The organism is Actinoplanes rectilineatus (assembly GCF_000962825.1).
Classification (GTDB): domain Bacteria; phylum Actinomycetota; class Actinomycetes; order Mycobacteriales; family Micromonosporaceae; genus Actinoplanes; species Actinoplanes rectilineatus.
Map to the genome: position 1 here is coordinate 118643 of NZ_JZKF01000007.1, position 26617 is coordinate 145259.

Sequence of the window (26617 nt, forward strand, 5' to 3'; positions counted from 1 at the left end):
TATTCCGGGCGGGCGATCCCCGGCCGGAACCCGTTTCCCCCAGGAGCGTCCGTGAACGTACGAACCCGCATCGCCGGGGCAGTCGCGATGGCCACCGTGGTGGCCACCGCGATGTCCCCCACGGCAGCGACCGCCCGACCGGCCGGCCCGACTCCCGACCCCGCCGCGGCAGCGGCCGCCGGCGCCGAGGCGCTGGTCGGCAGCCGGCCGGCCGTTCTGCAGGCCGGAGCCTCGGAGACCTTCCACCAACGACGGGTGATCCGGTCGGGTGACGTCAGCTACGTCGCCTACGACCGCAGCTACCGCGGCCTCCCGGTCGTCGGCGGCGACTTCGTCGTCGTCACCGACACGGCCGGCCGGACCCGGTTCACCTCGGTGGCCCAGACCCGGCCCATCGGCACCCTGTCCACCACTCCCCGGCTGAGCGCCGCGGACGCCACCGCCACCGCGAAAGCACTCCTGACCACGGTCACCACCGTGGAACCGACGACGCTCGTGGTGTTCACCGCCGGCGACACCACGGCCCGGCTGGCCTGGCAGACCACGGTCAGCGGAACCGGCGACGACGGCCCCAGCCGACTCACCGTCGAAGTCGACGCGCAGACCGGCGACGTGCTGGACTCCCGCGAACGGGTCATCGACGTGGCCGGCACCGGCACCGGCTGGATCAACGGCGCGGTGTCCGTCAACACCACCCAGTCCGGGTCCACCTACCTGCTGCAGGACCCGTCGCACACCACGATCCGCTGCCAGAACGCCACCGGCAACGCCACCTTCTCCGGCCCCGACAACGTGTGGGGCAACGGCGTGGGAACCAACCGGGAGACCGGCTGCGTCGACGCGTTCTACGTCGCCCAGCAGCAGTACACGATGCTCTCCTCCTGGCTGGGCCGCAACGGCCAGAACGGCAGCGGCGGCGCCTGGCCGATCCGGGTCGGCCTGGCCGACCAGAACGCCTACTACGACGGCACCCAGGTCCAGATCGGCCGTAACTCCGCCGGCCAGTGGATCGCCTCCGCCGACGTGGTCGGCCACGAACTCGGCCACGGCATCGACGACACCACCCCCGGCGGCATCTCCCGTGGCGGCACCCAGGAGTTCATCGCCGACACCCTCGGCGCGGCCACCGAGTGGTACATCAACAACCCGAACGACACCCCCGACTTCCAGGTCGGCGAAGAGGTCAACCTGGTCGGCAGCGGCCCGATCCGCTACATGTACAACCCGTCGCTGATCTCCGGCCACAACAACTGCTACTCCTCCAGCGTCCCCAACCAGGGTGTCCACGCGGCCTCCGGCCCCGGCAACCACTGGTTCTACCTGCTCGCCCGCGGCACCAGCGGCGGCGGTAACGGCCAGCCGGCCAGCACCACCTGCAACAGCACCACGCTCACCGGCATCGGCATCCAGCCCGCCATCAAGATCCTGTACAACGCGATGCTGATGAAGACGTCCAGCTCGTCGTACCTGCGGTACCGCGTGTGGACGCTGCAGGCCGCCCGCAACCTCTACCCGAACAGCTGCACCGAGTTCAACGCCGTCAAGGCGGCGTGGACCGCGGTCAGCGTGCCGGCGCAGAGCGGCGAACCCACCTGCTGACAGGACAGTCGCGGCCGGGGCCGGCACACGCCGGCCCCGGCCGCGACACCGACCCGCCGCCCGACCCGGAACGCGCCGGGAACCACGTGGGAGTCGGCCGCCTGAACCCGCCGTAGGCTGCGGAGATGCACACCGTCGAACTGCTGCTGGACGACGCGCTCGACCACGCGGTCCGCGTGCTCTGGTCCCGCCTGCACGACGCCGGCCTGCCCAGCCTCGCCACCCACCGGCACCTCACGAACCGCCCGCACGTGACGCTGACCAGCACTCCGGCCCCGCCCACACCGCCCCCGCTCGCACTGCCCGCCCCCGTCGTGCTCGGCCCGCCCGTCTCCCTCGGCCGTGCCCTGGTCCTCTCCGTCTCCGGCCTGGAGGATCTCCAGCACCTGGTCTGGTCCGCGCTGGGCGCCGTCTCCCCGTGGCACACCCCGGACGCCTGGACCCCGCACGTCTCCCTCGCTCTCAACCTCCCGGCCGACCGCCACTCCGAGGCCCGTACGCTGCTGTCCGGCCTGTCTCCGCTCTCCGGCCTCGCCGTCGCGGCCCGCTCCTACGACACCGCCTCCCGCACGGTCACGGACCTGTAACGGCAGGACACCGTCCAGGCCGGCCGCCGTCCATGGGCGCCGTGCGTACCCCTGCCACCTCGGTCGCGCATGTCACCGGCGACGTCGCCGGTGACGCGGGCGGGTAGGTTGTCACCCTGGCCGAGGGGAGCAACTGTGAAAACCGCCGAGAGCGCGCCGGCCGCCACCGCGGAGAGACCCGGCGAGCCGGACTCGTGGCGGATCGGGTCGCTGGAGTGGCTGGCCGTGGTGCTGGTCCTGCTGCTGCTCGTCCGCGATCGGCTGGCCGGCTGGCTGTCCGGGCCGGGCCTGCAGACCTGGGCGACGGTGTTCGTGTCGGTCATGGTGCAGGCCGTTCCGTTCCTGGTGTTCGGGGTGGTCCTGTCCGCGGTGATCGCGGTGTTCGTGCCGCGCAGCTTCTGGGCGCGTGCCCTGCCGAGCCATCCCGTTCTGGCGGTGCCCGCGGCCGGCGTGGCCGGTGTCGTCCTGCCCGGCTGCGAGTGCGGCAGTGTCCCGATCGCCGGCTCGCTGATCCGCCGCGGCGTCACACCGGCCGCGGCCCTGGCCTTCCTGCTGGCCGCGCCCGCGATCAACCCGATCGTGCTGACCGCCACCGTCATCGCCTTTCCCGGCCGGCCGGAGATGGCGGTCGCCCGCGGCCTGGCCAGCCTGGTCGTCGCGGTCGCGATGGGCTGGCTGTGGCTGCGCCTCGGCAAGGCCGAGTGGATCAAGCTGCCGCACCGGCCCGACCTCGACGACACCTCGAAGGCGCGGGCGTTCTGGGCGGCCTGCCGGCACGACGTCATGCACGCGGGCGGCTTCCTGGTCGTCGGCGCGGCCGCCGCGGCCACCATCAACGTGGTGATCCCCGGCGCCTGGCTGCAGAAGCTCGCCGAGGACCCGATCGTGTCGATCCTGGTGCTGGCCACCCTGGCCGTGCTGTTGTCGATCTGCAGTGAGGCCGACGCGTTCGTGGCCGCCTCGCTGACCCAGTTCTCGCTGACGTCGCGCCTGGTCTTCCTGGTCGTCGGCCCGATGGTCGACCTGAAACTGATCTCGATGCAGGCCGGCGTCTTCGGCCGCCGGTTCATGGTCCGGTTCGCGCCGGCCACGTTCGTCGCCGCGATCGTGGTCGGCACCGCCGTCGGGACGGTGATGCTGTGACCCGGATCATGCAGGCGGTCGTCATGCTGCTGCTCGGTGGCGCGGTCATCAAGTCCACCCTCACCGACACGTTCCTGCGCTACGTCAAGGAAGGTCTCCGGCCCTTCCTGCTCGGCGCCGGCCTGCTGCTGGTCACCGCCGCGATCATGACCATCTGGTACGACCTGCGCGCCGCCCGTGGCGACCGCGCCCCGCACGATCACACTCCGCACGATCACAATCCACACGACGACACTCCGCACGACGACGCCCCGCATGACGACGGACACGGGCACGGCCGCCACGAGCTGCGCGTCGGCTGGCTGCTCCTCGCCCCGGTGATGGCCCTGCTGCTGCTCTCCCCGCCGGCGCTCGGCTCGTTCGCCGCCGGCCAGTCCGGCAGCATCGGCCCGGCCGAGGCCTCCGACTACCCGCCGCTGCCGGCCGGAGACCCGGTCCAGGTCGGCCTGCTCGACTACGCCGGCCGGGCGGTCTTCGACGGCGGCAAGAGCCTCGCCGGCCGGACCGTGAAGCTGACCGGCTTCATCACCCCCGGACCCGACGGCGCACCGATGCTGGCCCGGATGACCCTGGCCTGCTGCGCCGCCGACGGCCGTCCGATCAAGATCGGGCTGACCGGCGCCCCGATCGACGCGCCCCCGGACGCCTGGGTCGACATCGTCGGCGTCTACAGCTCCGAGGTCGGCACCGACCCGGTCAACCAGGCGCAACTCGCCTACGTCGACGTGAAGTCGTGGCAGGAGATCGAGGAGCCGACACAGCCCTACGAGTGAGCCGTTCCCCTCAAACGGTCCGCAGGTCCAGCGGGCCAGACGGTAAGCAGGCCCAGTGAATCAGACGGTCCGCGGGTCCAGCGGACTCAGACGGTCCGCAGGTCCAGCGAGTTGCGGACGAAGGTTTCGCGGTCGCCGGTCGTCCACCACAGCACCCCGGCGCGGTACGTGATGTCCCCCGCGTCCGGGCTGACCAGCACCGTGGTCCGCGTCGCCAGATCGTGGACCAGCAACTCCTGGTTGCCGCTGAGCTCGGACTGCGGCCCGGTCCGGCCGAACACCTCGAACCGGTCCAGCACCGCCACATCGTTGATCACGGTGCCGACCGCACCCTCGGCGACCGTGCGGCGGGCCGAACCGTCCGGGTGCGACATCTCGATCCGGGTGTCGACCTCCTCGTCCAGCGACACCATCTCGCACCACACCGGGCTGCACGCGGTCACCGCACGCTGCCCGGACGGCACGGCGACGGTCGCGCCGGTGTCCACGTTAAGCAGCGTGCTCGCACCGGCGACCGCGGTCTGCCCGTCGACCGCCCACGGCCACGCCGACAGCCCCCAGTCGCCGTCCACCCGCTGCACCGACACCCGCCCGCCGGCCACCGGAACCGACCGGAACTCGGTGCCACCCCCGACGGCCGCCGCCCACCGGACGACACCGCCGGCGAGGGTCAGATCGTATTGTGAGTTGTCGAGCCGCAGCGAACCCAGGTCGTCGGTGAGCTTCCGGGCCGACCCGGCGTCCCTGAGATCGGCGGTCCACAGCTGAGGACGGCTCTTGACCGTTTCGACCCAGACGAGGGTGTCACCGGACACGGCCAGGGCGGAGAACGGCGCACGGTCGGCCGCCGGCACCCGCCGCAACTCCCGAACCGTCCGGTCCGCGTCGAGGACGACCAGCCGCAGGAACCTGCCGTCCGCGGTCCGGACGGTGCCGGCCGAGGTCCGGGCGTCGAGGAACAGCCCCGGCGTGTACGCGTCACCGTCCGCCAGATGCGACGGGATGCTGCCACGCTGCGCGTCCGGCCAGGCCGCGGCGACCGACGGCGGCACCGGCTCCCCGGACTGCGCGGGCGATCCGAACAGCAGCGCCGCACCGGCCACCAGCGTCACGGCGAGCGCGGTCAGGGTACGCGGCAGAGAGACGTGCTCGGACATCCGGCGATCCTAGCGGGCCGGCGCCGCGGGCAGCGCCACCGGCGTGATCCCCTCGGACCGGCTCATCACCAGCATGTGCCGGTGCGTGAACCCGAGGTGCGGACCGCCGCCGTCCCGAACGGCCGTCGAGGAACGCCTGCTGTGGCGCGTCGAGGTGATGCGGCACAGCAGGACGTCGCTTCCGACTCAGTCTCCACCGGTGGCGGTGATCCGGTAGGTACGCAGGTTCGGGTCGGCCGTGATCTGCTCCTCGGTGTACTTGACGGTGTCCCAGCCCTTGCCGGAGTAGAGCAACGTCTGGTCGGCGTACCAGGGCGAGTTCGGGTTCGTCGACTGCGAGTAGGTGAGGATCTGCCGGCCGGACGGGCCGTGCGGGCCGAGTTCGACCGCCATCACGAACGACGAACCGTGCGTGACCTGGGGATACCCGACGCCAGGCACGAGCGCGTTGGTGATCACGTTGAAGACGCCGGCCTCGCCACGGCCGCCGTGGATCGGGATTCGCCGGTCACCGCGGCTGTCGGTGTGGATGTCGCCCCATGCGGCGTCGAGCGGGATGCCGTCCAGCTTCTGTACGGCGTCGGCGAGCGCTGTGCGTACGCCGGGATTGTCCGTGTCGAGACGGCGCGGGGTGCGCACCGCATCGGTGACCACGAACGCGTCCGCGAATCTGATGCCGCCCGCCAGGGCGAACTCGGTGAACAGGTGAGCGCCGCGGCTGTCCAGGTCGACGCGCAGGTTGAAGCCGGCCAGGGCGTCGCAGGCGGCGGTCAGATCGAGCGTCACGCCGTTCGTCGTGGTCGCGGTCGGCTGCCGGCGGCAGAGCGCGACCAGATCGTCGCGGACGAGTTCGGCGCCGTACACCCGGTTGCCGAACGTGACGTCCCACAGCCGGGCGGTGGTGAAACCCCGGCCCGGCAGGCCGTCGGTGCCGGCGAGGCGCTGCTCGACCTGGTCGATGCCGAGCCGGGTGCGCAGGCTGCGCTGAGCGCGTTCGCGGCCGAGGATCCGCGGGAAGCCCTCCAGCGGCGCGGCCGGGTTCGCCAGCCAGTGACTGTCGTTGGAGTTGGTGACGTAGTCGTCGCGGAACCGCACCGGCAACTCGGACGGGCCGAGGATCCCCGGGACCGCCGCGCCGGGGGCCCGGGTGAGCGCGCAGTCCGAACGGGAGCCGTCCAGGACCGCCTGGCCGCCGGCGGCGTAGAGCGGCTGGAACGACGCGGGGATGCAGGCCGCCGCGAGGTCGGCGGTGACACGGGGGACGACCGAGTGGTCGCCGTAGAGGGCCTCGCCGCGCGCGTCGGCCGCGATCACGTTGACCCACGGCAGGAACTGGTGCCGGTCGAGGACCGCCTTGAGCTGGCGGACGTCCCGGGCCTGGCCCATCCGCAGCCAGCCGTCGAGGGCACGGTTGTTGGTCGCGTTGACGTCGGTGATGGCGTAGGCGGTGGCCGCCGTCCAGTCGAAGGTGCCGGGCACCACGACCATCGGGCCGTAACGGGTGTCGTAGAACGTCCGGCTGACCGGGCCGGCGCCGGTCTCCACGGTGACCGCGCGGGAACGCATCCGCTCGGGCACGCCGTCGACGTAGTAGGAGGTCGGATCGCCCGGCACGAGACTCAGGCGGTACCAGACGAACCGGCGCGCGGTGGAGACGGTGTGACTCCAGGCGAGCGTACGGTTGTGGCCGATCTCGATGATCGGGTCACCGATCAGCGACGCGCCCTCCACGTCGTAGCGGCCGGGCACCCTGAGGTGCATGCGGTAGAAGCGTTCCGAACCCTGCCAGGGGAAGTGCGGGTTGGCCAGCACCATCCCGCTGCCGTTCCCGGTGGCCTGCGCGCCGAGGCCGTAGGCGTTGCTGCCGATGCCGGAGCCCGCCCCGTCGAGGGAGGCCACGACGGCGGCGGCATCAGGCACCTCCACGGTCTCCACGGTCTTCGCGGCCGCCGGCGGGGCCGCCGCCACGATGCCGTCGAGAAGAGAGCGCGAACCGGCCCGCACCATGCTGGCCCACGTCGTACGCCAGACGTCCGTCTCGGTCATCGGGCGCACCCAGCCCTTGCCGCGGCAGGCCGGGTCGGTCAGGTTCTGCACGCCGGTACGCCGCAGGAAGTGGTTGTAGCCGGCGACGAAACCGCGGACCTGGTCCCGGACGTCGCCGGACGGTGACCGCACCCCGTCGCGAGGCCCCTCCAGGAGCCGCTCGGCGACGCGCTCGTCGATCGCCTTGCGGTGGAACAGGTCACTGCGCACGTTGGCGTCGGCCGCACCGAACCACCGGGAACGCTCACCGCTGACCGTCACCGTGTTCTCGGCGATGACGCAGATGTTGTCCTCGGCCTGTGCGAAGCCGACCCCGAAGCCGAGATCGGCGAAGGTCCCGGCGGTGATGTGCGGGACGCCGTAGGAGGCCCGGCGGATCAGGGCCGAATATCCACGGTCACGCTCGACGCCGAAAGCGGGCGCCGGCACGGCCGCGCCCGCCGTGACCACCACCAGGGCGGTCACGGCCGCTTTCAGGCGCACGGACAGAACTGACACGACGGCATCTCCCCCTCGATGCGGCCCCTGGCCGCTGCCGAGGGCCATTCGCGCCGCCCATACTTTCATCACCGGCGGACACGTTCATCGATTCTTTGCGTCGGGAACCCGACGGAGAGATCACGATGCCACGATGTGCGATGTCACCGGCTTGGCGCCGACGGCGCAGTCAGGCGACCGGAGGTCTGGTCGTCAGCCCCGGGGACCGGCTCGGCGAGGTCGTCACCCAACGCGATGATGTAGGTCTCGAGACGGGCTCCGTTGGTGATGTCGACGACTTGCACCCTCTCGCCCTCGATGAGGCCCGCGGCACGCGCCAGGTCCTCATCGAGTGTCAGCGAACCCACGTAATGCAAGTCGGCCTGGGTGACAGTGGCGCGGTGGACCTTCCCGCCCAGGACTTCGCGAAGCGTCTCCGGCTCCTCATGTGACTCATGTGGGGTGGGCACTCGAGATCGTCGACGAGAACGGCACCGTGCTGCCGGTCCGCTGACCCCACTTTCCGCGTACCCGCTAAGGAAGCAGGAGGATCGCGGCGGCGACGAAAGCATCCGGCTCTTCGATGTGGGCGAAATGCCCACTGTGTTCGAGGGTCACGTGGCGGGCGCCGGGGATGCCCGCGGCCAGCATCTCGCCCCAGCGGGGGCCGCCGATGAAGTCGTGGCGGCCGGTGATGACCACGGCGGGAGCGGTCAGGCCGGCCAGCCGGTCGCGGACGTCGAACGGGACCGGGTCGGCGGAGGTGGCGGCTTCGCGGGACATCCGGACCGTGGCGACGAACGAGGCGTACGCCTCCCGATCCGACCAGAAGTCGGCGAAGTAGACCGGCAGCGCCTCCCGGAACGCCGCCGTCATGGTCGCGTCGTCGGGAGCGGCCTGTGCCCGCCGGAAGGCGTCCGGGATGTGTGCCGCCTCGGGGACGTCCGGGTGGCGTTGCGGGTACGCGGCCACCCCGGCCATCGCCCCGGCCCAGAACTCCTGGTCCGCGGCGGGTGCGGTGGAATACAGGAGGTGGCCGGCCACCCGGCCGGGGTGGGCGAGCGCGTACGCCTGCGTGACGAACCCACCCGCCGAGTGGCCCAGCAGGTACACCGGTTCGTCGCCGAGGTGGTCGACGACCGCCCCGAGCGAGCGGGTGTACACGTCCATGCCGTAGCGGGGCGGACGACCGGATCCGCCGGTCCCGGCCGGGTCCACGTACACCATGGTGAAGTGTTCCTCGAGGGCGGCGGATCGCAGGTAGGACGCGTCGAGTCCGGGGCCGCCGGGGTGGGCGACGCAGACCGGTCCGCGGCCGGCGACGTGGTAGGCCTGCCGGACGCCGTCGACGACGATCTCGTACATCAGGGGTGCTCCTTGCCGTGTCGGTTCACACCCGATCCAACCGGTTCGGCGGCGGCGTTACCATGCGCGGATCGCTCGGGAGGATACGGATGTGACCATGGATGTGATCAGTGCGGCGGTCGCCACCAGTCGGGCCGGGCGGGCGGTCGCGCGGCTCAGCCGGTTCGCCGGACAGTGGGGTGTCCGGTTCCCGGCGGTGAACGGGGTGGGCCTGCACATCGTCCGGAAAGGATCACCCTGGCTGGTCCCGGAGCACGGTCCGGCGGTGCCGCTGGGCCCGGGCAGCATCGTGTTCGTGCCGCACGGGCCGGTGCACGGATTCGCCGGCGCGCCGGCCCGGTTCGCGGATCTGCCGGCCGAGGCGACCCTGGAGCCGCAGGTGTGCGCCGTGGACTTCGTGTCGTGCTGCTACCACCTGGACCGCGGTGCCGCCCCCGAGCTGTTCCACGAACTCCCGGACGTGATCATCCTGGCCATCGACGACGAGCGTTTCCCGGCGGTGCGGACGCTCGCCGATCTGCTGGGTGAGCACGCGGCCGACCCGCGGCCGGGTAATGAGCTCGCCCTGGCGGCGGTGGTCGACCTGCTGCTGATCCATCTGCTGCGGCAGTGGCAGGACGGCGCGGATCCGGCGGCGGTCCAGGATCCGCCGGTCGCCGCGGTGCTGCGCACGATCCGGGACGACCCGGCGAAGCCGTGGACGGTGCGGCAGCTGAGCACCCTGGCCGGGATGTCGCCGGCGTCGTTCACCCGCCGGTTCGCCGCGGTGACCGGGGAGACGCCCGGGGCCTATCTGACCCGGGCGCGTCTGGACCGGGGCGCGCGGCTGCTGCGGCACACCGGCCTGCCGCTGGCCGAGATCGCCGGGCAGTCCGGGTACGCCACCGAGTTCAGTTTCTCGGCGGCGTTCCGGCGCGAGTACGGTCTGGCCCCGGGACGCTTCCGGCAGCGGGAGAAGGCAGGGGAGAGAGACCGATGACGAGGTCGCCGGTGGGCAGGGTCTGACAGGCCAGGGTCCACCCGTCGGCCTGTTCTGCGGTGGAGAACAGACCCCGGCCGTCGGTCTCGCACTCCCCCGCGACCACCCGGATCCGGCACGTGCCGCACGAGCCCTCGCCGCAGGACTGTGGCAGCGGCACGCCCGCGTCGGCGGCCGCTTCCAGGACGGTCTGCCCGGGACGGCATGGAAATCCCGGGCCGTCGCCGGCGCGGCCGATCGTGAAGATCGGGGCCGTGGCGGCCAGGGCGATCGCGTGGGCCTTCTCCCGCCGGGTCTGCCGGCTGCGCCCGGACACGAACGCCTCGGTGTGCACGGCGTCGCGGGGCACGCCGAGGTCGGTGAGATGTCCGATCAGGTCCTGCATCATCGGCGCCGGGCCGCACAGATGGACCCGGGTGCCGTCGCCGGCGTACGGGCGCAGGTCCCCCGGGCCGATCCGCCCGTCGCGGCTGGTGATCACGGTCCGCACGTGCAGTCCGGGCAGCCGGGTCTCCAGGGCGGCCAGCTCGGCGGCGAACACCGCCCCGGCCGCGGTGCGGTGGCTGGCCAGCAGCACGATCCGGCCCGGACAGCCGGCGTGGGCGGCCGCCGCCAGCACACTCATCAGCGGGGTGACACCGATCCCGCCGCCGATCAGCAGCAGTGTCTCCGCCGCATCGCCGGGCGTCCACGTGAACGTCCCGTGCGGACCGTTGACCCGCAGCGCCTGCCCCACCGCGATCTCGGTGTGCAGGAATCCGGAGCCGAGACCGTCCGGCTCCCGTTTCACCGCGATCTCCACGAAACCCCGCTCGTCAGGACCACTGCAGATGGAGTACGAGCGTGCGACCGGTTCCACCGCGACCGGCAGGTCGAGTGTCAGATACTGGCCGGCGACGGCGGTGAACGGCAGCGGTCCGGGCCGCAGCGGCGCGAACCGGATCCGCCGGACGTCCGCGGTCAGATCCTCCACGGCGGCCACCCGCAGGTAGCCCTCCCACGGGACCCTCCGGTCCGGCACCGGCGTGGACCGGACGGTTCGCCACATCGTCCCGGCCTGCCGTGGCGTGAGTACCGCGGTCGCCGCCATCAGACCCCCGGCGAGCGCGCCGACCACCCCGGAGCCCCAGGCGTCCTGCCCGGCCACATGCAGACCTCTGATCCGGGTACGCGACCCCGCCCGCGACGACCGGAGTCGTTGTGGAGTGGCGGCGAGTCCGTAGAACGAGCCCCGGACACTGTGCTGGTACGCCGCGAACGTCAGCGGCGTGCCCAGTTCGGCGTGCCCGACCGCCGCCCGGAACCCCGGCCACTGCTGTTCCAGCCGGTCGAGCAGCCGGTCGGTGGTCCGCTGTTTGAACGCGCGGTAGTCGTCCGGCCGCTGCTGCGGGGACGTGCCCGTCCAGCGGTCGACCACAGCCGGGTCGAGCAGTTCCAGCACTTCGACGGTGTGCGCCCGGGCGGCCGGGTTGTTCAGCGACGGGAACGACACGTACACGATGCCGTGCTCGTCGTCGAGGCCCGGCATGAACCAGTGGTTCTCCCCGTGCACGCCGAACCGCGCCGGGGAGCGGGTCATGCCGAGGAACAGCATGACGGCCGACGACTCGGCCGGCAGCCCGGCCAGTTCGTGACCGCGACCGGTCAGCGCGTACGTGTTCCGGGTGCCGGCCGCGGACACCACCGTGCCGGTGTCCACCCGGTACCGGCGGCCGGTGGCGGTGTCGGTGACGTCGACCCCGGTGACCCGGCCCCGGTCGGTGACGATCCGGTCCACCCGTTGCCGCGGGCGTGCTGTCACCGCGTACCCGGCAAGGGATTGCAGGATGATCCGGCCCACCTCGGCCGGACCACCCACGGGGTGTGCCGTGCCCTCGCGGAAGAACGTGAGCGGGACCGCGGCGTGGAAGCCGAACGCGCTGCTGCTCGGCGCGGTGCCGTAGAGGCCCCAGCGCGCGGCCAGCACCGCCCGCAGGCGCGGGTCGCGGAAGCTGCGGGCCAGCTGCTCGGCCGACGACCGGTAGGTGGACGGGAAGAGCCGTTCCACGATCGGCAGGCCGAGACGGCGGACCGGGGCCGGCATCGCGGCGAGGACGTGGTGCGCGGCCAGCCCGGTCATCGCCCGGCGGGTGGTCCTGGTGAACGCGTCGATCGCGTCCGCCTCCCCGGGGAAGTGTTCCAGCAGCCGTTCGCGGAGCCGGTCCGCGCCGGCCGGGACCGCGAAGTCGAAGTCCGGGAAGTGCAGCATGTCGTAGTCGTCCGGCAGCGGCTGCAGCTGGATCCGGCCGTCGGTGAGGTAGTCCAGGAACGGCCCGGCGTCCGCGCTGAGATAGTGCAGCCCGGTGCCGAAGGAGTAGCGGCCGGCCCGGGTGAACTCGTGCGTCATCCCGCCGAGGGTGTAGTGCTGTTCGAGGACGAGCACCCGGTGGCCGCCGAACTGGGCGATCGTGCGGGCCGCGGCCAGGCCGCCCATCCCGGAGCCGATCACGACGACGTCGGCCTGTTCCTGTTCGATCATCCGCCCAGGCTGGCCGGGGCGGCGGAACAGACACTGAACGGGCGCGTTCCGTGGATGTCCAGTGGCCCGTCCTAGCTTTCCGGCCATGAGCAGAAAACCGACGATCGTGCTGGTCCATGGGGCGTTCGCGGACGGCAGCGGGTTCCGTGCCGTCGCCCAGCGCCTGGTGGCCGCGGGCTATCCGGTGATAGCCGCACCCAATCCGCTGCGGGGGCTGTCCGCCGACGCGGCACACCTGCGGGCGCTGCTGGACAGCGTCGACGGCCCGGTGGTGCTGGCCGGGCACTCGTACGGCGGCGCGGTGATCTCCGCGGCCGCCGCCGGAAGCACCGAGGTGACCGCCCTGGTCTACCTGGCGGCGTTCGTGCCGGCCGCCGGGGAGAGCGTGCAGTCCCTGGTCGAGAGGTTCCCCGGCAGCACCGTCGGGGAGTCGCTGCGCCCGGTGCCGCTGCCGGACGGGCAGGCCGACCTCTACATCGACCCGGCGGTGTTCCACCCGAACTTCGCCGCCGACGTGCCCGCCGACCAGGCCGCGCTGTATGCGATCACCCAGCGGCCGGCGACCGCCGCCGCGCTGGGTGAACCGGCCGCCGGAGCGCAGGCGTGGCAGACGATCCCGAGCTGGACGCTGATCAGCGGCGCGGACCGGATCCTGCCGCCCGCCGCGCAGCACTTCATGGCCGAGCGCTGCGGCGCCACCGTCGAGGTGGTCGAGAACGCCTCACACCTGGTGTTCGTCTCCTACCCGGCCACCGCGGTGGCCCTGATCGAGAAGGCGGCCGCCCGATGAAGCAACCCTCGCTGATCGGCCTGCAGATCCACGCCCTCTGCTACGTCGTGGCGAACCTCATCCAGGCCCTGGTGTGGTGGCTGTTCACTCCGGACCTGCACTTCTGGCCGATCTGGTCGATCCTCGGGTGGGGCGCCGGCCTGCTGGCACACTACTGGTCCGTTCATATCGCCCGGGCCAGACGCCGGGCCGCTTCGTAGAGTTCCGCCGGGGTGCGGTCACCGTAGGCGAACCGCAGATACCGCGCCGACCGGCCCGGCTGCTTCGGGTCTGCCGCGAAGAACTCTCCCGGCTGGTAGACCACACCCGCGGCGGCCGCCCGCCGGAACACGTCCGCCGGGTCGAGGCGGTCGTCGGTGAGCCGCGCCCAGAGGAACAGGCCGCCGTCCGGGGCGCGGGTCTCCAGGCTGTCCGGCAGGTGGTCGCGCAGCACGGCGGCCCGCTCCCGGTAGAGGGCGACGGCATCGCGGATCAACCGGTCGTACCAGCCGTCGCCGCTGGTGACGAGCCGTTCCACGAGGGCCTGGGTGACCGCGCCGGTGTGCACGTCGAGCCGGTTCCGCAGCCGGACCACCGGGTCGACCAGGTGGTCCGGCAGCACCAGCCAGCCCAGCCGCAGGCCGGGCCCGAGCGTCTTGGTGAAGGAGTTGACGTGGATCGTCCGATCGGAGGCGTGCAGCATCGCCGTCCCCGGGTCGGTGCCGGCGAACCGCAGTTCCCGGTACGGGTCGTCCAGGATGACGTGAAAGCCGTACCTGTCGGCCAGCGCGACCAGCGTGTGCCGGCGCTGCGCGGACAGCGTCGCCTGGGCCGGGTTGTGGAAGGTCGGCACGGTGTACGCCGCCGCGATCCGTTCCCCAGCCGCCAGCCGGGCCGCCAAGTGGTCGACGTCGAACCCCTCGTCGTCGACCGGCACCGGCAGGATCCGCCGGGTGGTGATCTCCAGCGCCCAGAGGAATCCGGGGAACACCGGGTCGTCCACGGCGACCGTGGCGTCCCGGTCGACGACGGTCAGCACCGCCAGCATCAGGCCGTGCATGCCGCCGTTGGTGATCACGATCCGGGCCGGGTCGACGCCCTCGCGCTCCGCGATCCAGGACCGCAGGACCGCGGAGCCGGGGGCCGGCGAATACTGCAGGCTCGCCGTCGCCGCCACCGGGTCGCTCCACAGTGCGGCGGACGCGCTCGCCATCGCCGCGACCGGCAGCGCCTCCGGGGCGGGAATCCCGCCGACCAGGTGGATCGCCCCGGGCGCCGGGACGGCCATGCTGGCGTTCACGAAACCCCGCGGGGCGGAGAGCCCGCGGGCAAGCGCCGACAGTTCGGTCACAGCTCGGCCACCCATCGTTCGGCGCGCCGGGCGAACAGGTGCGCCCCGGACGCTGCGGAGAAGGACTGTGCCCGGACGGCCGCGGCCCGGACCACGGCGACCGGTTCGCCGCGGGCCTGCGCCAGGCGGGCTTGCAGGAGCAGGAGGAGACCTTCGGCGTACCGCTGGCCGTGGTCGCCCATCGCCTGCCCGGCCCGGTCCAGGGCGTCCGCCGCCCGGTCCAGCCGGCCCGCCGCCAGCCACATCTCCGCGATCAGCCCATGGTGGTAGGCCGCCCCCCACTGCGGCGGGTCGAGCAGGCCGGCCGCCAGCAGTTCCTCGGCCTCGGCCGCCGCGCCAGCCGGGTCGTCACCGGTCAGGGCCCGCGCCCAGCACCGGCACTGCCGGACGTAGTGGCCGATCTGCGCGCCGAGCCGGTCGAGGCCCTCGGCCGCCCAGCGCTGCCCGGCCCGGTGCGCGGTCCCGGCGTCCCCGGCCATCGAGGCGATCATCGTGGTGTAGTAGACCCAGACCGAGGCGGCGTACGGGTCCCCCGGCACGTCCCACCCGTCGACGACCGCCAGGGCCGCGGCGACGTCGCCGTGCAGGGCGGTCGTCACCGCCCGCCAGCCGGGGCCCTCGCCCGGGATGCTGCCGTCGCGGCGCAACGGCGTCTCCCGGTCCGGGCCGCCGGCCGGCTCCGTGGTGAACGCCCGGTACGCGGCGCCGATCCGGCCGATGTCCCACTGGTGCAGGCCCCACGCCAGCCGGCCGTACTGTTGCACGGCCGGATCCGTGGAGTCCCGGCCGAGGTCACGCATCCGCAGCGCCAGCCGTCCCCGGTCTTTCTCCATCGCGGTGAACGCGCCCATCATCCGGATGAACAGGAAGTCGGCCGCCTCGTCGTCGCGTCCCAGCGCCCCGGCCAGGTACTCCGCACGTTCCAGCAGGTCCACGGTGGAGGCGTCGTACCCGGACTGGCGACGCACCACGACGGCCAGCAAGGTCAGCGCGGCCAGCTCCTGCTCCATCAGACCGGAGGTGCAGGCGACACGTACCGCAGACCGCAGGTGCCGGACCGCCGCGCCGAATGCGAGTTTGGTCGCGGCACACCGGCCGGCCCGGATCAGCGCCTCGGCGGTCCGCGCCGGCTCGGCGAGCGGGCCGGCTGCCCACAGGTGATAGGCGAGCTGCTCGGTCACCACCTCGTCGTCGGCGTGGACATGCTCCAGGGCGTCGGCGACCCGCAGATGCCCGCGGACCGCCTGCTGCTTCGGGGTGGTCTCGGTGACCGACTCGCGGACCAGGTCGTGGGCGAACCGCAGCGCGGACGGGTCGTCGGTCGCGTACTCGAGAAGGCCCAGCGCGTGCAACGGCTCCAGCAGGTTGAGGCAGTCCGCGACGCCGACCCCGCCGGCCCGCGACAGCAGCCGCAGGTCGACGTCCCGGCCGATCAGCGCGGCGACGTGCACCAGGTCGCGGGCCCGGTCGCCGAGCCCGGCCATCCGGTCGCGGACCACGTCGCGCACGGTCGACGGCACCCCGGTCAGGCCCGCCTCGCCGGACTCGGTGAGCAGCCGGGCCAGTTCCCGGACGAAGAACGGGTTGCCGGCGCTGCGCACGTGGATGGCGTGCGCGACGTCGTCACCGGGGTCGGCGCCGGACTCGTCGCGGACCAGCGCCGCCACGTCGGCCGGGCCGAGCGGGCCGAGGCGTACCCGGTGGTGGCCGGGCAGCCGGCTGACCGCGGCCAGCGCCCGGGAGACCGCGGTGCTGACCGTCGGCGCCCGGTCGCGGAGCGCCACGATCATCGCGGTCCCGCCCGGGAGCCGGCCGGCCAGGTGGTGGAACAGCTGCAGCGAGGCCGCGTCCGCCCACTGAAGATCATCGAGGATCAGCAGGGTACGCCGCCGCGACGCGCCCCGGCCGACCAACGCGACGACCTGCTCGAAGAGCCGGAACTGCGCGTTCTCGCCGGGCAGGTCCCAGGCGCCCTCCCGGGGTGCGATCACCGCGCCGGCCTCGCCGGTGAGCCACCCCGCGCGGTCCGGGGCGGGCAGGCTCGCGACGATCGCCCCCAGCGCCTGCTCCCACGGCCACATCGCCGGGGTCCCGTCCCCCTCCAGGCAGGAACCCCAGACGACCAGCGTCCCGTCGCCTTCCGCCTCGGCGGCGATCTCGCGCAGCAGGCGGGTCTTGCCGGCGCCCGGCTCGCCCTCGATCACGCCGATCCCGGTCGGTGCGCCGCCCAGCACCTGGCGCAGCACCGCCAGCTCGTCGGCCCGCCCGACCAGTCCGGACCGCCGTGTCACGGGCGCCCCTCGCTCCGGTGGCGCCAGGACCCGCCGGTGGGCCTCGACCAGTGCCGGTCCCGGGTCGATGCCCAGCTCCTCGGCAAGCCGCTCACGGACCGTCCGGAACACTGCCAGCGCCTCGGCCTGCCGGCCGGCCGCGCCGAGCACCGCGACCAGTCCCGCCTGCACCGGCTCGTGGAACGGGGCCATCGACGCGGCCAGGCGCAACCCGGGGAGCACCCGCTCCGGGCGGTCCCCGGCGACGGCGTGGGCGGCCGCGGCCGTACACGCGTGGAAGAACTCCTCGTCCAGCGAGGTGAAGATCGTCGCCGGGCCGAGACCGCCGCCCGCCGGGCCCCGCCACAGGTCCAGCGCCGCACCGTAGTCGCCGAGCGCCACGTGTTCCCGGAAGGCGGCCAGGTCCAGCATGTCCGGGCCCGCGGTGAACAGGTACGCGTCCCCGCGCCGGTGCAGGAACGAGCCGCTGTTGCGGGCCGGCAGCCCCGGTTCGAGGATCCGACGCAGCGCACCGACGTATTTCTGCACCACGTTGCGGGCCGTGGCCGGGGCGTCATCACCCCAGATCAGGTCGATCAGCTCCGGGGTGCCGACCGGGCGCCCGGCCCGGGCCAGCAGCAACGCCAGCAGGTAGACCTGCTGCGGCGGCCCGGCATCCAGCTCGGCGCCGTCGCGCCACAGCCGCACCGGGCCGAGAATCTGAAACCGCACCCCCACACTGTCCACTATGTTCGGAGACATCGGTGAGAGACGTTCGTCTGCCCCTTCCCGCGATCCTCCCGTACGCCACCGGCTCTATCGGGATGGGCGTGTGGGTCAGCGTGCCGGGCATCCTGCTGCTCTACTTCCTCACCGACGTACTGGCCGTGCCGCCGGCCGTCGCCGGTCTCGCGCTGCTGCTGCCGAACCTCGCCGACGTGCTGCTGCACCCCTGGGTGGGCCGGCTCTCCGACACCGACCGGGCCGGCGCCGGCCACCGCCGCCGGCTGATGCTGGCCGGCTGCGGCGTGGCGCTCGCGTTCGTCGCGGTGTTCACGGTGCCGCCCGGTCTGCACGGCACGGCGGCCGCGGTCTGGGTCGCGGTCGCGCTGGCCGCCGGCAACCTGTTGTACGCCGGATACCAGGTGCCGTACCTGGCCACCTCCGCCGACCTGGGCATCGGCTACCACGAGCGGACCCGGCTGATGGGTTTCCGGAACACCGTGATCACCGTCGGGGTGCTGCTCAGCGGGGTGCTCGCGCCGCTGCTCACCGGCGGCGCCCCGGACGCCGGCGACTACGCCCGCATGGCCGCGATCCTGGGCGCGGTCATGCTCCTCGCCATGCTGGCCGGGATCCTCGGGGTGGGCCGCCTGGCCCGGGCCGCCCCGGCCCCGCCTCCCGCCCCGGGCGGCCGCGGCGGTCTCCTGGCGGCCTGGCAGGACCGGCACTTCCGGGCGCTGACCGCGTCGTACCTGACCATGGCGGTCACGATGAACCTGGTGCTGGCCGGGCTGCCCTACTTCGCCGGGTACGAGCTCGGCCGGCCGGACCTGACACCCGCGCTGGTCGCGGTCTTCATGGCCCCGGCGGTGCTGACCACACCGCTGTGGGTGCTGGCCGCCCGCCGGTTCGGCAAGCAGCGCTGCCTGCTGGCCGCCCAGGCGGCGTTCGTGGCCGGCGCGCTGGTCCTGGCGACCGGCGGCCGGGTGGGCCTGACCGTCCCGGTCGCGGCGATGGTGGTGCTGGGCGTCGCGTTCGCCGCGATGCAGCTCATGCCGCTGTCGATGGTCCCGGACGTGATCGCCGCCGCCGGCCCGGACGGCGCGGCCCGGGCCGGCAGCTACACCGGACTGTGGACGGCCGCGGAGGCCACCGGCGGCGCGACCGGCCCGTACCTGTACGCGGCCTGCCTGGCCCTCGGCGGCTTCGTCGCCTCCACCGCCGTCGGCCAGGCCGTCCAGTCACCGGTGGCGCTGACGGCCGTCCGGCTAGGCTTCACCCTGCTCCCGGCCGCCCTGATGACCGCCGCGATCCTGTTACAGCGCCGGTACACCCTGGACTCGCCACCTGAATAATGATCGATATGGGGACACTCGACGGGCTCGACCCGGCACTGTGGGACGGGCTGCTCGCCCCGGACGAGGCCGTTGAACTCGTCGCCGCGCTGCGGAAACTCGCCGAGGAGGGCGACAGCGACCACCGGATCGGCGCCGTCCTGGAGGACCGGGAGAACGACTACAGCTGGGTGCACACCTGCGTGCAGTCGGAGGGCTACCGGCCGGCCGCGATCCCGGTCATCGGCTTCCTGGCCCGGATCGCCGCCCAGCCGTCCGGGGTCGGCAGCGAGACGGCCCTGGAGCTCGTGGACAGCATCGTCGGCGCCGCCCTGGACCGGCCCACGATGTCCGGCGACGAACTCGACGCGATGGTCGACGGCCTGCGCGCCGCCGTGGACGCGGCCCGGCCCGACCTGCTCGAGGCGCACCGACTGGGCCGCTCGGCATTCCAGCTGTCCACCCCGCAGCAACTGCTCGACGATGTGGACTCCGGTCGCCTGCTGGGCGGCGCCGAGGAACCGGTCTGGCGGGGCACTGCCCGCGCGCTGATGGCGGCTCCGGCCGGGTTGCTCGCGGTGGCGGGCGGCCTGCTGGTCACCTGGGAGGAGACCGGGCTGGCGTTCCGGTCTCCGGATGGTGGTGCGGTCCGGCACACCTTCGACTACCCGGGGCCGCCGGACGCCTGGCCGCACCCGGCCGGCCACGACCACTGGGGAACCCGGATGCGGGTCGTGCCGTTCGCCGACGACCAGGGCCTCGGGGTGCTGACATCGGGCCCCGTCCTGTGGCGACTGGACGGAACCCGCTGGCACCGGATCCGGCTGACCCGGCCCGGGCGGTGGCCACGGTGGTGGCGGTCCCGGTCGAACGGGCTGGCCGTCGCGGGTGACACCGCCTTCGTGGGGTACGCGGACGGCACGGTCGCCGCATTCGACACGCGTACCGGAACTCCGGCCGGGACGGTGCTGTCCCGGCCCGGGGAGCAGCTGCTCGACGCCGGCGAACGGCACCTGGTCGTGGTCAACCGCCGGCCGGACGGCCAGCCGCGGATCACGATCGTCGACCGGTCCAGCGGCCGGCCGGCCGGTCCCGCGTTCGAGGGTCACCTCCCGCCGCCGGTCCACCACCGGGTGGACGGGCAGGACAGGTGGGCGGTCGTACGCCTCAGCATCCTGCGCCGGGTCGATCCCGAGACCGGCGCGGACCTGGATCCCGTCCAGATCGTCGGCGAGAACTCGGGGCTCTGCTCGTACGAGGTGGACGGCCGCACCTACCTGGCGGCCGCCGTCGACCGCCAGATCGTCCGTTTCGACGCGGCCACCGGCGAGCAGTCCGGGCCGTTGATGTACGGCCACCGCCGCGCCCCGACGGCGATCGTCGCCATGCCGGTGGACGGCCGCCCCACGCTCTTCTCCGCGGACGGCACCGCGGTCCGCCGCTGGGACGCCGCCACCGGCACCCCCTGGCCCGCCGCCGTCCCGCCAAGTTGATCATTAGCTTCATATGCCCCGATCAACATGGGCCGGGTGACATGGACTTGACCAAACCGTCACCCCGGGTCGCGTCGTGCGGAGAACCCCAGACGAGTCGGTCGTAGTCGATCTGCTGTTCTCCGACAGCGGAGACCACGGAATCCCGGCGACGGCCCGCAACGACCAGCCGTCAACCAGAGCCGCATTCGACCCATGGACGGACCGTGAGCAACGGCCGCACCGACCGTCATGCCACCGATCATGTCGGCCGCTCACGGAAGCCGGCACCAAACTCAGGACCGACTTGAGCTGAACGGCATCACCCCGTGGCCGCCGAGATCCCGGACGCGACGCGGGCCCCGCGGGCTCAGGTCCGGCGGGCGGTCAGGGTCTGCACGGTGGACCACTCGCCGCCCCGGACGGAGACGTCGCTGCGCCAGGCGAACGTGTCCGGGAGGATCGACGAGAACACCCAGCGTTCGATCCGGTCCGCGACCGCCCGTTCGAGGATGATCTCGGAACCGATCGCTCGCGCGTACATGCTGATCACGGTTGTCGTCGCGGTGGAATGGAACGTGAAACGCCACAGGCGCAGCCGCGGATCCCAGATCCGCACGCAGAGCCCGACCTCACGATCGGCGTCGGGCACCGGGACGGTCGCGGACGGCACCCGCCACACGTCGAGGACGGCCCGGCCGTCGAGGGCGGGACCGAACTCCCAGTCGCCGTCCACCTCGCGCCCCGAGGTGAGGTAGTGGATCCGGGTCCGCCACGTACCGATCAGGGGGTCGAAGAGCCCGTCGCCGTTCACGATCGTGACCCGGTGGTGATGCTGATCCCCACCACACGGCCCGTCTCTCTGAGGACGGTCAGCACTCCGGGCACGTCGCCGTTGACGTGGATCCACAGCGCGGGAACATCCGGGAGAAGCTCGATCACCCGCCGGGCGGTCGTGGCGGGCACGGTGACGCCGATGGTGGGAAACGGCAGCGGCGTCCCGTCGTCATCGCCGACCCGGACGACATCCCGGTCCGCGACCAGGGTTCCCGGCCAGTCCGTCAGGAGCAGCTCGCCACGGCCGGTGGCCAGCGCCAGGCTCGAGTCGGCAGCGGCGCCCGGCTCGGTGAAGTCATGGTTGCCGGGGTGCCGGAAGTCGGCGCCGCCGCCGATGTGGACGAGCCCGGTCCGCTCGTGGCGGCCCGCGCCGGCCAGGCAGCCCAGCAGGATCGCGCTGTCGTCGCCGGTCACGACGGGCAGATCGCCCGCGCCGATCGTGGCCGACACCGTGTCGGCGATCCGGAACGTGTGCTCCCGCACGGCCACCCCGTCGTGGAACCGGGTGCCCGGCGGCGACTCCGGCGCGCCGGGCCGGCGGGGCATCGCGTCGGCGACGCCGATCATCACGTCCATGGACGTAGACCGTGGCACCACGGTCCGGACGGCGCAACCCCGCACGGCAGAGCCCGGACCCCACGCGGGATCCGGGCTCCGTGATGAGCAGATGATCAGCCGGCGATGCCGTTGACCTTCGGAACGCTCAGCGTGCGCTTCTTCGCCGTGCCACCGATGACGATCTTGCGCAGTGCCGAGTTGTTGGTGGTGCTCAGCTCGGACAGCCGCTTCGACGGGTTGGCCAGCACCTGGATGTAGTAGGTGCCGTTCTTCAGGCCGGTGATGTCGAACGACTGGCCCGGACGGTCCTGGCTGTACGTGTCACCGTTGCCGATGTCCAGCACCTCGCGGACCGCCACCACCGTGTTCGCCCCGCAGGACGTCGACAGGTCGGTGTTGTCCGGACGCCACTTGGCGCTCTTGATGGTGTAGTCGACAGCATCCGTGTTGGCCAGGCAGAACGCCTCCTTGCCGCTGCGGACGGCCAGCTTCTTGTCGGCCTTGAGCAGGTTGTACTGCGCGAAGTCGGTGAAGTGCCAGTGCATGTGGCCCTCGCGCGCGTCCCACTCCATCGTGCCGGCCGCCTTCGAGCCGACCTGCTTGCCCTTGGCGTCGAAGTAGTACTGGTAGGCGTCCATCAGCTCGGTGCCGGTACGGCGGAAACCGTCCACCACGAGCGGGGACGATCCGGCGTTCCACACGGTGGCGCCGAAGTTCACGTACCACTTGCCGTTGGCCTTGCCGGTCTTCTCGTCCTCCCCCTGGGTGAGCGAGATCCCCCAGGCCGGGAGCGATTTGAGGTCCGGGCGCGGCCCGGCCGGCGCCTTCGCGGAGGTCGCCGGGCGGCTGGCCGCCGCCCGGAACTCCGGCCGGAACGACGAGACCTGGCGGCTCGCGTCGCCCTCCCCGTCGTGCAGGTCGTGCTCCGACGCCACCTGCGCGGCGACGCCCGGGTTCGTCGCGGCGTCCGCGGCCTTCGCCGCGGCCAGCTTCTCCTCGTCGAACTTCACGTCGACGACGGTCAGGTTCACCTTGGCGGTGGCCTTCTTCGCCGGGATCGCGAACATCTTCTGGTACTTGGCGTTCACGGTCGCGGTGACCGTGTACTTGCCGGCCTTGACCTTCTTCAGACCGTTCACCGAAGCCGGCTGGTCGGCCACCACCGCGTCCCAGCCCGCCTGCACACCCCAGACCGCGCCCAGCGTGAACGGGTTCTCCCCGCCGCACCGGGTCGGGTACGGGTTCGTCGCCGGCGCGTCCCGCCGGGTCCGGCCCGACGAGTACGCGTTGCCGCAGAACGACGTCTGGTAGGACGTGACCGTCTTACCGGCCTTGTCCTTGATGGTGATCGTGGTGAAATCCTTCAGCCCGGTGAAGTCCTTCACCGTCCCGGCCGGCAGCTTCACCTGCGTCTTCTTGCCGTTCTTGACGACCGTACGGGTCGCCGTGATCGGCTTGTCGTACCCGGTGCGCTTCGCCCGCACCTCGAACGCGTCCTTGCCCGCGATGGCGTGCAGGCCCAGGTCGAGGGATAGGTAGAACTCGCCCTCCGCGTCGTACCGCTCGGCGGTCACGTTCGGCGTCGCCGCCACGAAGCTCAGCGCGGGCGGCGCGGTGGCCGCCTCGGCGACCCCCACACCGGAGAGGGTCAGCACCACCACACCGGCGGCAGCGCCGACTGCGGGCCACCGGAACCGGTGCCGTCTCTGTGCCTCTGTCATGCTTTCCTCCCCGTCCGGCGGCCGCGGTGACCCGGCCGCTCTGCGCACATCAGACACCGGCGGCTGTGAAGCAGCTGTGAGGTCATCCGGGGTTGGCACTAACCCGGGACCTATCCTGTTTCCATGACCTTGACCTCGGCCGATGTCTTCCAGCACGACCTGCGCGAGCAGTGGGAGGCCTTCCTCGACGAGCACCGTCGATCCCTGCACGACAGCCTCACCGGTCTTTTCGAAGCTCAGGCCCGGGTTCGGCTGGTACCCTCGCGCACCACGCTGCTGGGCCTGGTGAAACACGCGACCTTCGTCGAACGGGTCTGGTTCGACGAGGGAATCACGCGCCGCCCCCGCACCGAGATCGGCATCCCGGATTCACCCGACGAGTCGTTCGTCCTGCACGAGTCCGACACGATCGTGTCGGTCCAGGCGGCCTACCGCGCGGCCTGCGCGGACTCCCGCCGCCACACCGCGCCGCTCGCCCTGGACGACATGATCCTGGGCAACCGTCGCGGTCCGCTCCCGCTGCGCTGGGTCTACCTGCACGTGCTCCGCGAGCTGGCCCAGCACTGCGGCCACGCCGACATCCTCCGAGAACAGACCCTTTCCGGGGTACGCGCTACTGCATGACCGTGGCGGGCGGGTGCTCGAACGACACCGGGCAGCGGAAGACGTGCAGTGCGTACCCGCGCCCGATGGTCACGTCGACCGGGTTGGCCGCGGCGCCGCCCGGCTCGTCCACGGGACGCCAACTGCCGCCCTGCCCCTCCCACTCGGTGGAGTCGGCGGTGAACAGCAGCAGCATCGCACTGCCGCACTCGGCACAGTCGACCGGCTGCGGATCGGTCAGCGACCAGTCGGCGAAACCGCCCACCTTCCAGCCCGGCGCCAGCGACAGGTCACGCTGGTAGGCGATCCCGTCGAGGGACTTCTCCCACACCCGGATCCGGTCGTCGAGCTGCATCGGCAGGAGACCGCCGTACGGGAACTCCCGCACCTGTTCCGGGGACACCGTGCAGGGCGTGGGCAGGTACGACTCGTTGACGGCCGGCGGGGTGGGCGCCACCATCAACGGGTCGGTGATGTCCGCGAGGGAACGCCAGAACACCCGGACCTTCGGGTTGTGCCCCTCCGACGGGTGGTCCAGCGGGCACCACAGCACCTGCAGCAGGTCGGTCCCCTCCGGCCCGGCGAAATCCGGAACGTCCGAGCGGAACAGCTGCGCCACCGGCACCAGCGGGATCGGCTGGTGCACGAGGTCGTGCGGCTCGGTGAACTCGACGGACGCCAGCTCGGCCCGCTCGGCGTCGGTCAGCGCGTACCGTTCCCCGGAGGCGGCGGCCCGCGCCGTCGCCGCGGCGTAGATGCGGCGGCTGCGGCGTACCGTGTCCGGGGTCTGGATCTGAAAGACGTCGTGCGCGTCCGCGTCGGTGCACACCGGCCACTCCTCGCCGGACGGCCACAGCAGCGGCCCGCCGACGGAACTCTCCGCGGAGGACGGCTCGCCCGGCCGGGGGTGCAGGCGGGTGGCGGTCGTCGCATACCCGCTCAGCTCCGGGAAATGGGCGGTGATGTCCAGCGGGCGGGGCGGCGTCGTACGCGTCATGGTCGGGATGGTAGGGCCGCCGACGACAGCCGCCGCATCCGGTGTGCCCCGCCGCCGAAGGTTACACCGGACCGATGGACGCGGGATGGTGGCGGCTGTGGCCGGCCTGGTCGCGGGCCTGGTCCTGGCCCTTCACCACGTCTGATCCGGAACGGCGCCCAGGTGCCGGCGTTCGATGTGGCTGGTGGCGGTGACCACGGTCAGCGGCGGCACGTCCTTGGCGATCACCGCGCCCGCGCCCACCACCGACCCGTGACCGATCGTCACGCCGGGGGTGATGGTCGCGGCGGCGCCGATCCACACGTCGTCCTCGATGACGATCGGGGCGTGGGTGATGAAGGCGAACCGCTCGCCGGGGTCGACGGGATGCCCGGCGGTGGTCAGGGTGACCCGCGGGCCGATCAGGACGCGGTCGCCGATCGTGATGCCGCCGAAGTCCAGGAAATAGCAGCCCTGGTTGATGAAGACGCGTTCGCCGAACGTCGCGTTCAGGCCGTAGTCGCAGTGGAACGGCGGCAGGACGGACAGCGATTCGGGGACCGGGCCGCCGAAGATCTCGGTGAGCAGGGCGCGCCGTGCGGGGAGGTCGTCGAACGGCAGGGCGTTGAGGCGGGCGCTCAGCGTCATGGCGGCCTGCACCCGGTCGGCGAAGGCCCGGGACTGCGGGGTACGGGTCGGGAGGCGTTCCTCGTGGCGCACCCGCCGATGATGGCACGACCGGGGCCGCTGATGGCACGGCCGGACCCTGCCCCACCTGGAGCCGCGGCCGGCGGATCCGGGGAGGACGGCCTCGGCACGCTGCCCGGGCATCGATGACTATCCTGCACGGATGATCGTCTGGAGAAGGCTCTGGCGGGCGGCGAGCGCCCTGCCCGGTTTCACGCCGGCCGCCCGCAGCCTGGTCGGTGTGGACCGCTGGCTCGGCCGGGTGACGCGTGGCCGGATGGTCGCCCTCGGCATGGCGCCGTCGCTGATCCTGACGACCGTCGGCCGGCGCAGCGGGTTGCCGCGCAGCCAGCCGCTGCAGTTCGTCCGCGACGGCGACGACCTGATCGTGATCGCGTCGAACTGGGGTGGGGAGAAGGATCCGGCCTGGTCGTGGAACCTGCGGGCGAACCCGGAGGCCACCGTCACCCTCGACGGCCGGGAGATGACGGTCACCGCGCGTGAGGCCGGTGACGAGGAGCGGGAACGGCTCTGGAGACTGGTGCTGGATCAGTGGCCGGGCTACGACGCGTACCGCAAGAAGGCCTCGCACCGCACCATCCGGTTGTTCCGGCTCACCCTGGTTAGGCTAGCCTAAGCCGCTCGGTGGGTGAGGTCGATGAGGGAGTCCCG

General features: G+C 72.6%; 22 protein-coding genes and 1 pseudogene. 11 read left to right on the top strand and 12 right to left on the bottom strand.

The window, feature by feature from the left end; genetic code table 11:
• Positions 1-87 precede the first annotated feature (87 nt).
• The 4 genes from WH85_RS08015 to WH85_RS08030 all read left to right on the top strand — a co-directional run bounded on the left by WH85_RS08015 (position 88) and on the right by WH85_RS08030 (position 4102).
• A complete protein-coding gene (locus WH85_RS08015) occupies positions 88-1599 on the top strand; it encodes a M4 family metallopeptidase (RefSeq protein ID WP_045741073.1) in 1512 nt (503 codons plus the stop codon).
• 125 nt (positions 1600-1724) lie between these two features.
• Positions 1725-2186, top strand: coding sequence for a hypothetical protein (locus tag WH85_RS08020; protein ID WP_045741074.1), 462 nt, complete (start codon positions 1725-1727; stop codon positions 2184-2186).
• 135 nt (positions 2187-2321) lie between these two features.
• Entirely contained in the window at positions 2322-3329 is a 1008-nt protein-coding gene (locus tag WH85_RS08025; RefSeq protein ID WP_045741075.1) for a permease, read from the top strand.
• A complete protein-coding gene (locus tag WH85_RS08030) occupies positions 3326-4102 on the top strand; it encodes a TIGR03943 family putative permease subunit (RefSeq protein ID WP_045741076.1) in 777 nt (258 codons plus the stop codon). Before WH85_RS08025 ends, WH85_RS08030 begins: the two co-directional genes overlap by 4 nt.
• Before the next feature lie 86 nt (positions 4103-4188).
• On the opposite strand, the gene WH85_RS08035 is transcribed toward WH85_RS08030, so the two are convergent.
• The 4 genes and pseudogenes from WH85_RS08035 to WH85_RS08050 form a co-directional block, all read right to left on the bottom strand.
• Complete coding sequence (locus WH85_RS08035; RefSeq protein WP_045741077.1) at positions 4189-5259, bottom strand: hypothetical protein; 1071 nt, start codon at positions 5257-5259, stop codon at positions 4189-4191.
• 186 nt (positions 5260-5445) lie between these two features.
• Entirely contained in the window at positions 5446-7803 is a 2358-nt protein-coding gene (locus WH85_RS08040; protein WP_245673855.1) for an acylase, read from the bottom strand.
• 233 nt (positions 7804-8036) lie between these two features.
• Positions 8037-8252: pseudogene (locus WH85_RS52800) on the bottom strand (aspartate 1-decarboxylase); the annotation flags it as partial.
• 64 nt (positions 8253-8316) lie between these two features.
• Complete coding sequence (locus WH85_RS08050) at positions 8317-9147, bottom strand: alpha/beta fold hydrolase (RefSeq protein ID WP_045741079.1); 831 nt, start codon at positions 9145-9147, stop codon at positions 8317-8319.
• A 97-nt stretch (positions 9148-9244) separates the two neighbouring features.
• On the opposite strand from WH85_RS08050, the gene WH85_RS08055 reads away from it, so the two are divergent.
• Complete coding sequence (locus WH85_RS08055; RefSeq protein ID WP_045741185.1) at positions 9245-10126, top strand: AraC family transcriptional regulator; 882 nt, start codon at positions 9245-9247, stop codon at positions 10124-10126.
• On the opposite strand, the gene WH85_RS08060 is transcribed toward WH85_RS08055, so the two are convergent.
• Positions 10038-12644 (bottom strand): 2Fe-2S iron-sulfur cluster-binding protein, encoded by a 2607-nt coding sequence (locus WH85_RS08060; protein WP_045741080.1) that lies wholly within the window; start codon positions 12642-12644, stop codon positions 10038-10040. The two genes, WH85_RS08055 and WH85_RS08060, sit on opposite strands and share 89 nt — an antisense overlap.
• Positions 12645-12729: 85 nt before the next feature.
• Between WH85_RS08060 and WH85_RS08065 the strand changes: the two genes are divergently transcribed.
• Complete coding sequence (locus tag WH85_RS08065; RefSeq protein ID WP_045741081.1) at positions 12730-13434, top strand: alpha/beta fold hydrolase; 705 nt, start codon at positions 12730-12732, stop codon at positions 13432-13434.
• Positions 13431-13634, top strand: a complete 204-nt coding sequence (locus WH85_RS08070) for a 2TM domain-containing protein (RefSeq protein WP_045741082.1) — start codon at positions 13431-13433, stop codon at positions 13632-13634. Before WH85_RS08065 ends, WH85_RS08070 begins: the two co-directional genes overlap by 4 nt.
• On the opposite strand, the gene WH85_RS08075 is transcribed toward WH85_RS08070, so the two are convergent.
• The gene (locus WH85_RS08075; RefSeq protein ID WP_211275308.1) at positions 13598-14764 is read right to left on the bottom strand and encodes an aminotransferase-like domain-containing protein; all 1167 of its coding nucleotides are present in this window, start codon (positions 14762-14764) and stop codon (positions 13598-13600) included. The genes WH85_RS08070 and WH85_RS08075 overlap by 37 nt on opposite strands.
• Entirely contained in the window at positions 14761-17766 is a 3006-nt protein-coding gene (locus WH85_RS08080; protein WP_245673856.1) for an ATP-binding protein, read from the bottom strand. The genes WH85_RS08075 and WH85_RS08080 overlap by 4 nt, the downstream gene beginning before the upstream one ends.
• 32 nt (positions 17767-17798) lie before the next feature.
• On the opposite strand from WH85_RS08080, the gene WH85_RS08085 reads away from it, so the two are divergent.
• Together WH85_RS08085 and WH85_RS08090 are read left to right on the top strand one after the other, a co-directional pair.
• Positions 17799-19112 (top strand): MFS transporter, encoded by a 1314-nt coding sequence (locus WH85_RS08085; RefSeq protein ID WP_045741085.1) that lies wholly within the window; start codon positions 17799-17801, stop codon positions 19110-19112.
• Positions 19113-19120: 8 nt separating this feature from the next.
• Positions 19121-20584, top strand: a complete 1464-nt coding sequence (locus WH85_RS08090) for a WD40 repeat domain-containing protein (RefSeq protein ID WP_045741086.1) — start codon at positions 19121-19123, stop codon at positions 20582-20584.
• Between the two features lie 349 nt (positions 20585-20933).
• Here WH85_RS08090 and WH85_RS46790 read toward each other — a convergent pair whose 3' ends face one another.
• The 3 genes from WH85_RS46790 to WH85_RS08105 all read right to left on the bottom strand — a co-directional run bounded on the left by WH85_RS46790 (position 20934) and on the right by WH85_RS08105 (position 23679).
• Positions 20934-21377 (bottom strand): hypothetical protein, encoded by a 444-nt coding sequence (locus tag WH85_RS46790; RefSeq protein ID WP_052720247.1) that lies wholly within the window; start codon positions 21375-21377, stop codon positions 20934-20936.
• Positions 21374-21976: an arginase family protein gene (locus WH85_RS08100; RefSeq protein ID WP_052720248.1), complete on the bottom strand. Its 603-nt coding sequence runs from the start codon at positions 21974-21976 to the stop codon at positions 21374-21376. The genes WH85_RS46790 and WH85_RS08100 overlap by 4 nt, the downstream gene beginning before the upstream one ends.
• A gap of 95 nt (positions 21977-22071) precedes the next feature.
• The gene (locus WH85_RS08105) at positions 22072-23679 is read right to left on the bottom strand and encodes a lysyl oxidase family protein (RefSeq protein WP_045741087.1); all 1608 of its coding nucleotides are present in this window, start codon (positions 23677-23679) and stop codon (positions 22072-22074) included.
• Positions 23680-23802: 123 nt separating this feature from the next.
• On the opposite strand from WH85_RS08105, the gene WH85_RS08110 reads away from it, so the two are divergent.
• Positions 23803-24303, top strand: a complete 501-nt coding sequence (locus tag WH85_RS08110; protein ID WP_045741088.1) for a DinB family protein — start codon at positions 23803-23805, stop codon at positions 24301-24303.
• Here WH85_RS08110 and WH85_RS08115 read toward each other — a convergent pair.
• Positions 24293-25279 (bottom strand): hypothetical protein, encoded by a 987-nt coding sequence (locus WH85_RS08115; RefSeq protein WP_045741089.1) that lies wholly within the window; start codon positions 25277-25279, stop codon positions 24293-24295. The genes WH85_RS08110 and WH85_RS08115 overlap by 11 nt on opposite strands.
• A 132-nt stretch (positions 25280-25411) precedes the next feature.
• Entirely contained in the window at positions 25412-25978 is a 567-nt protein-coding gene (locus WH85_RS08120) for a sugar O-acetyltransferase (protein WP_045741090.1), read from the bottom strand.
• Positions 25979-26108: 130 nt separating this feature from the next.
• On the opposite strand from WH85_RS08120, the gene WH85_RS08125 reads away from it, so the two are divergent.
• Positions 26109-26582, top strand: coding sequence for a nitroreductase/quinone reductase family protein (locus tag WH85_RS08125; RefSeq protein ID WP_045741091.1), 474 nt, complete (start codon positions 26109-26111; stop codon positions 26580-26582).
• Positions 26583-26617 lie beyond the last annotated feature (35 nt).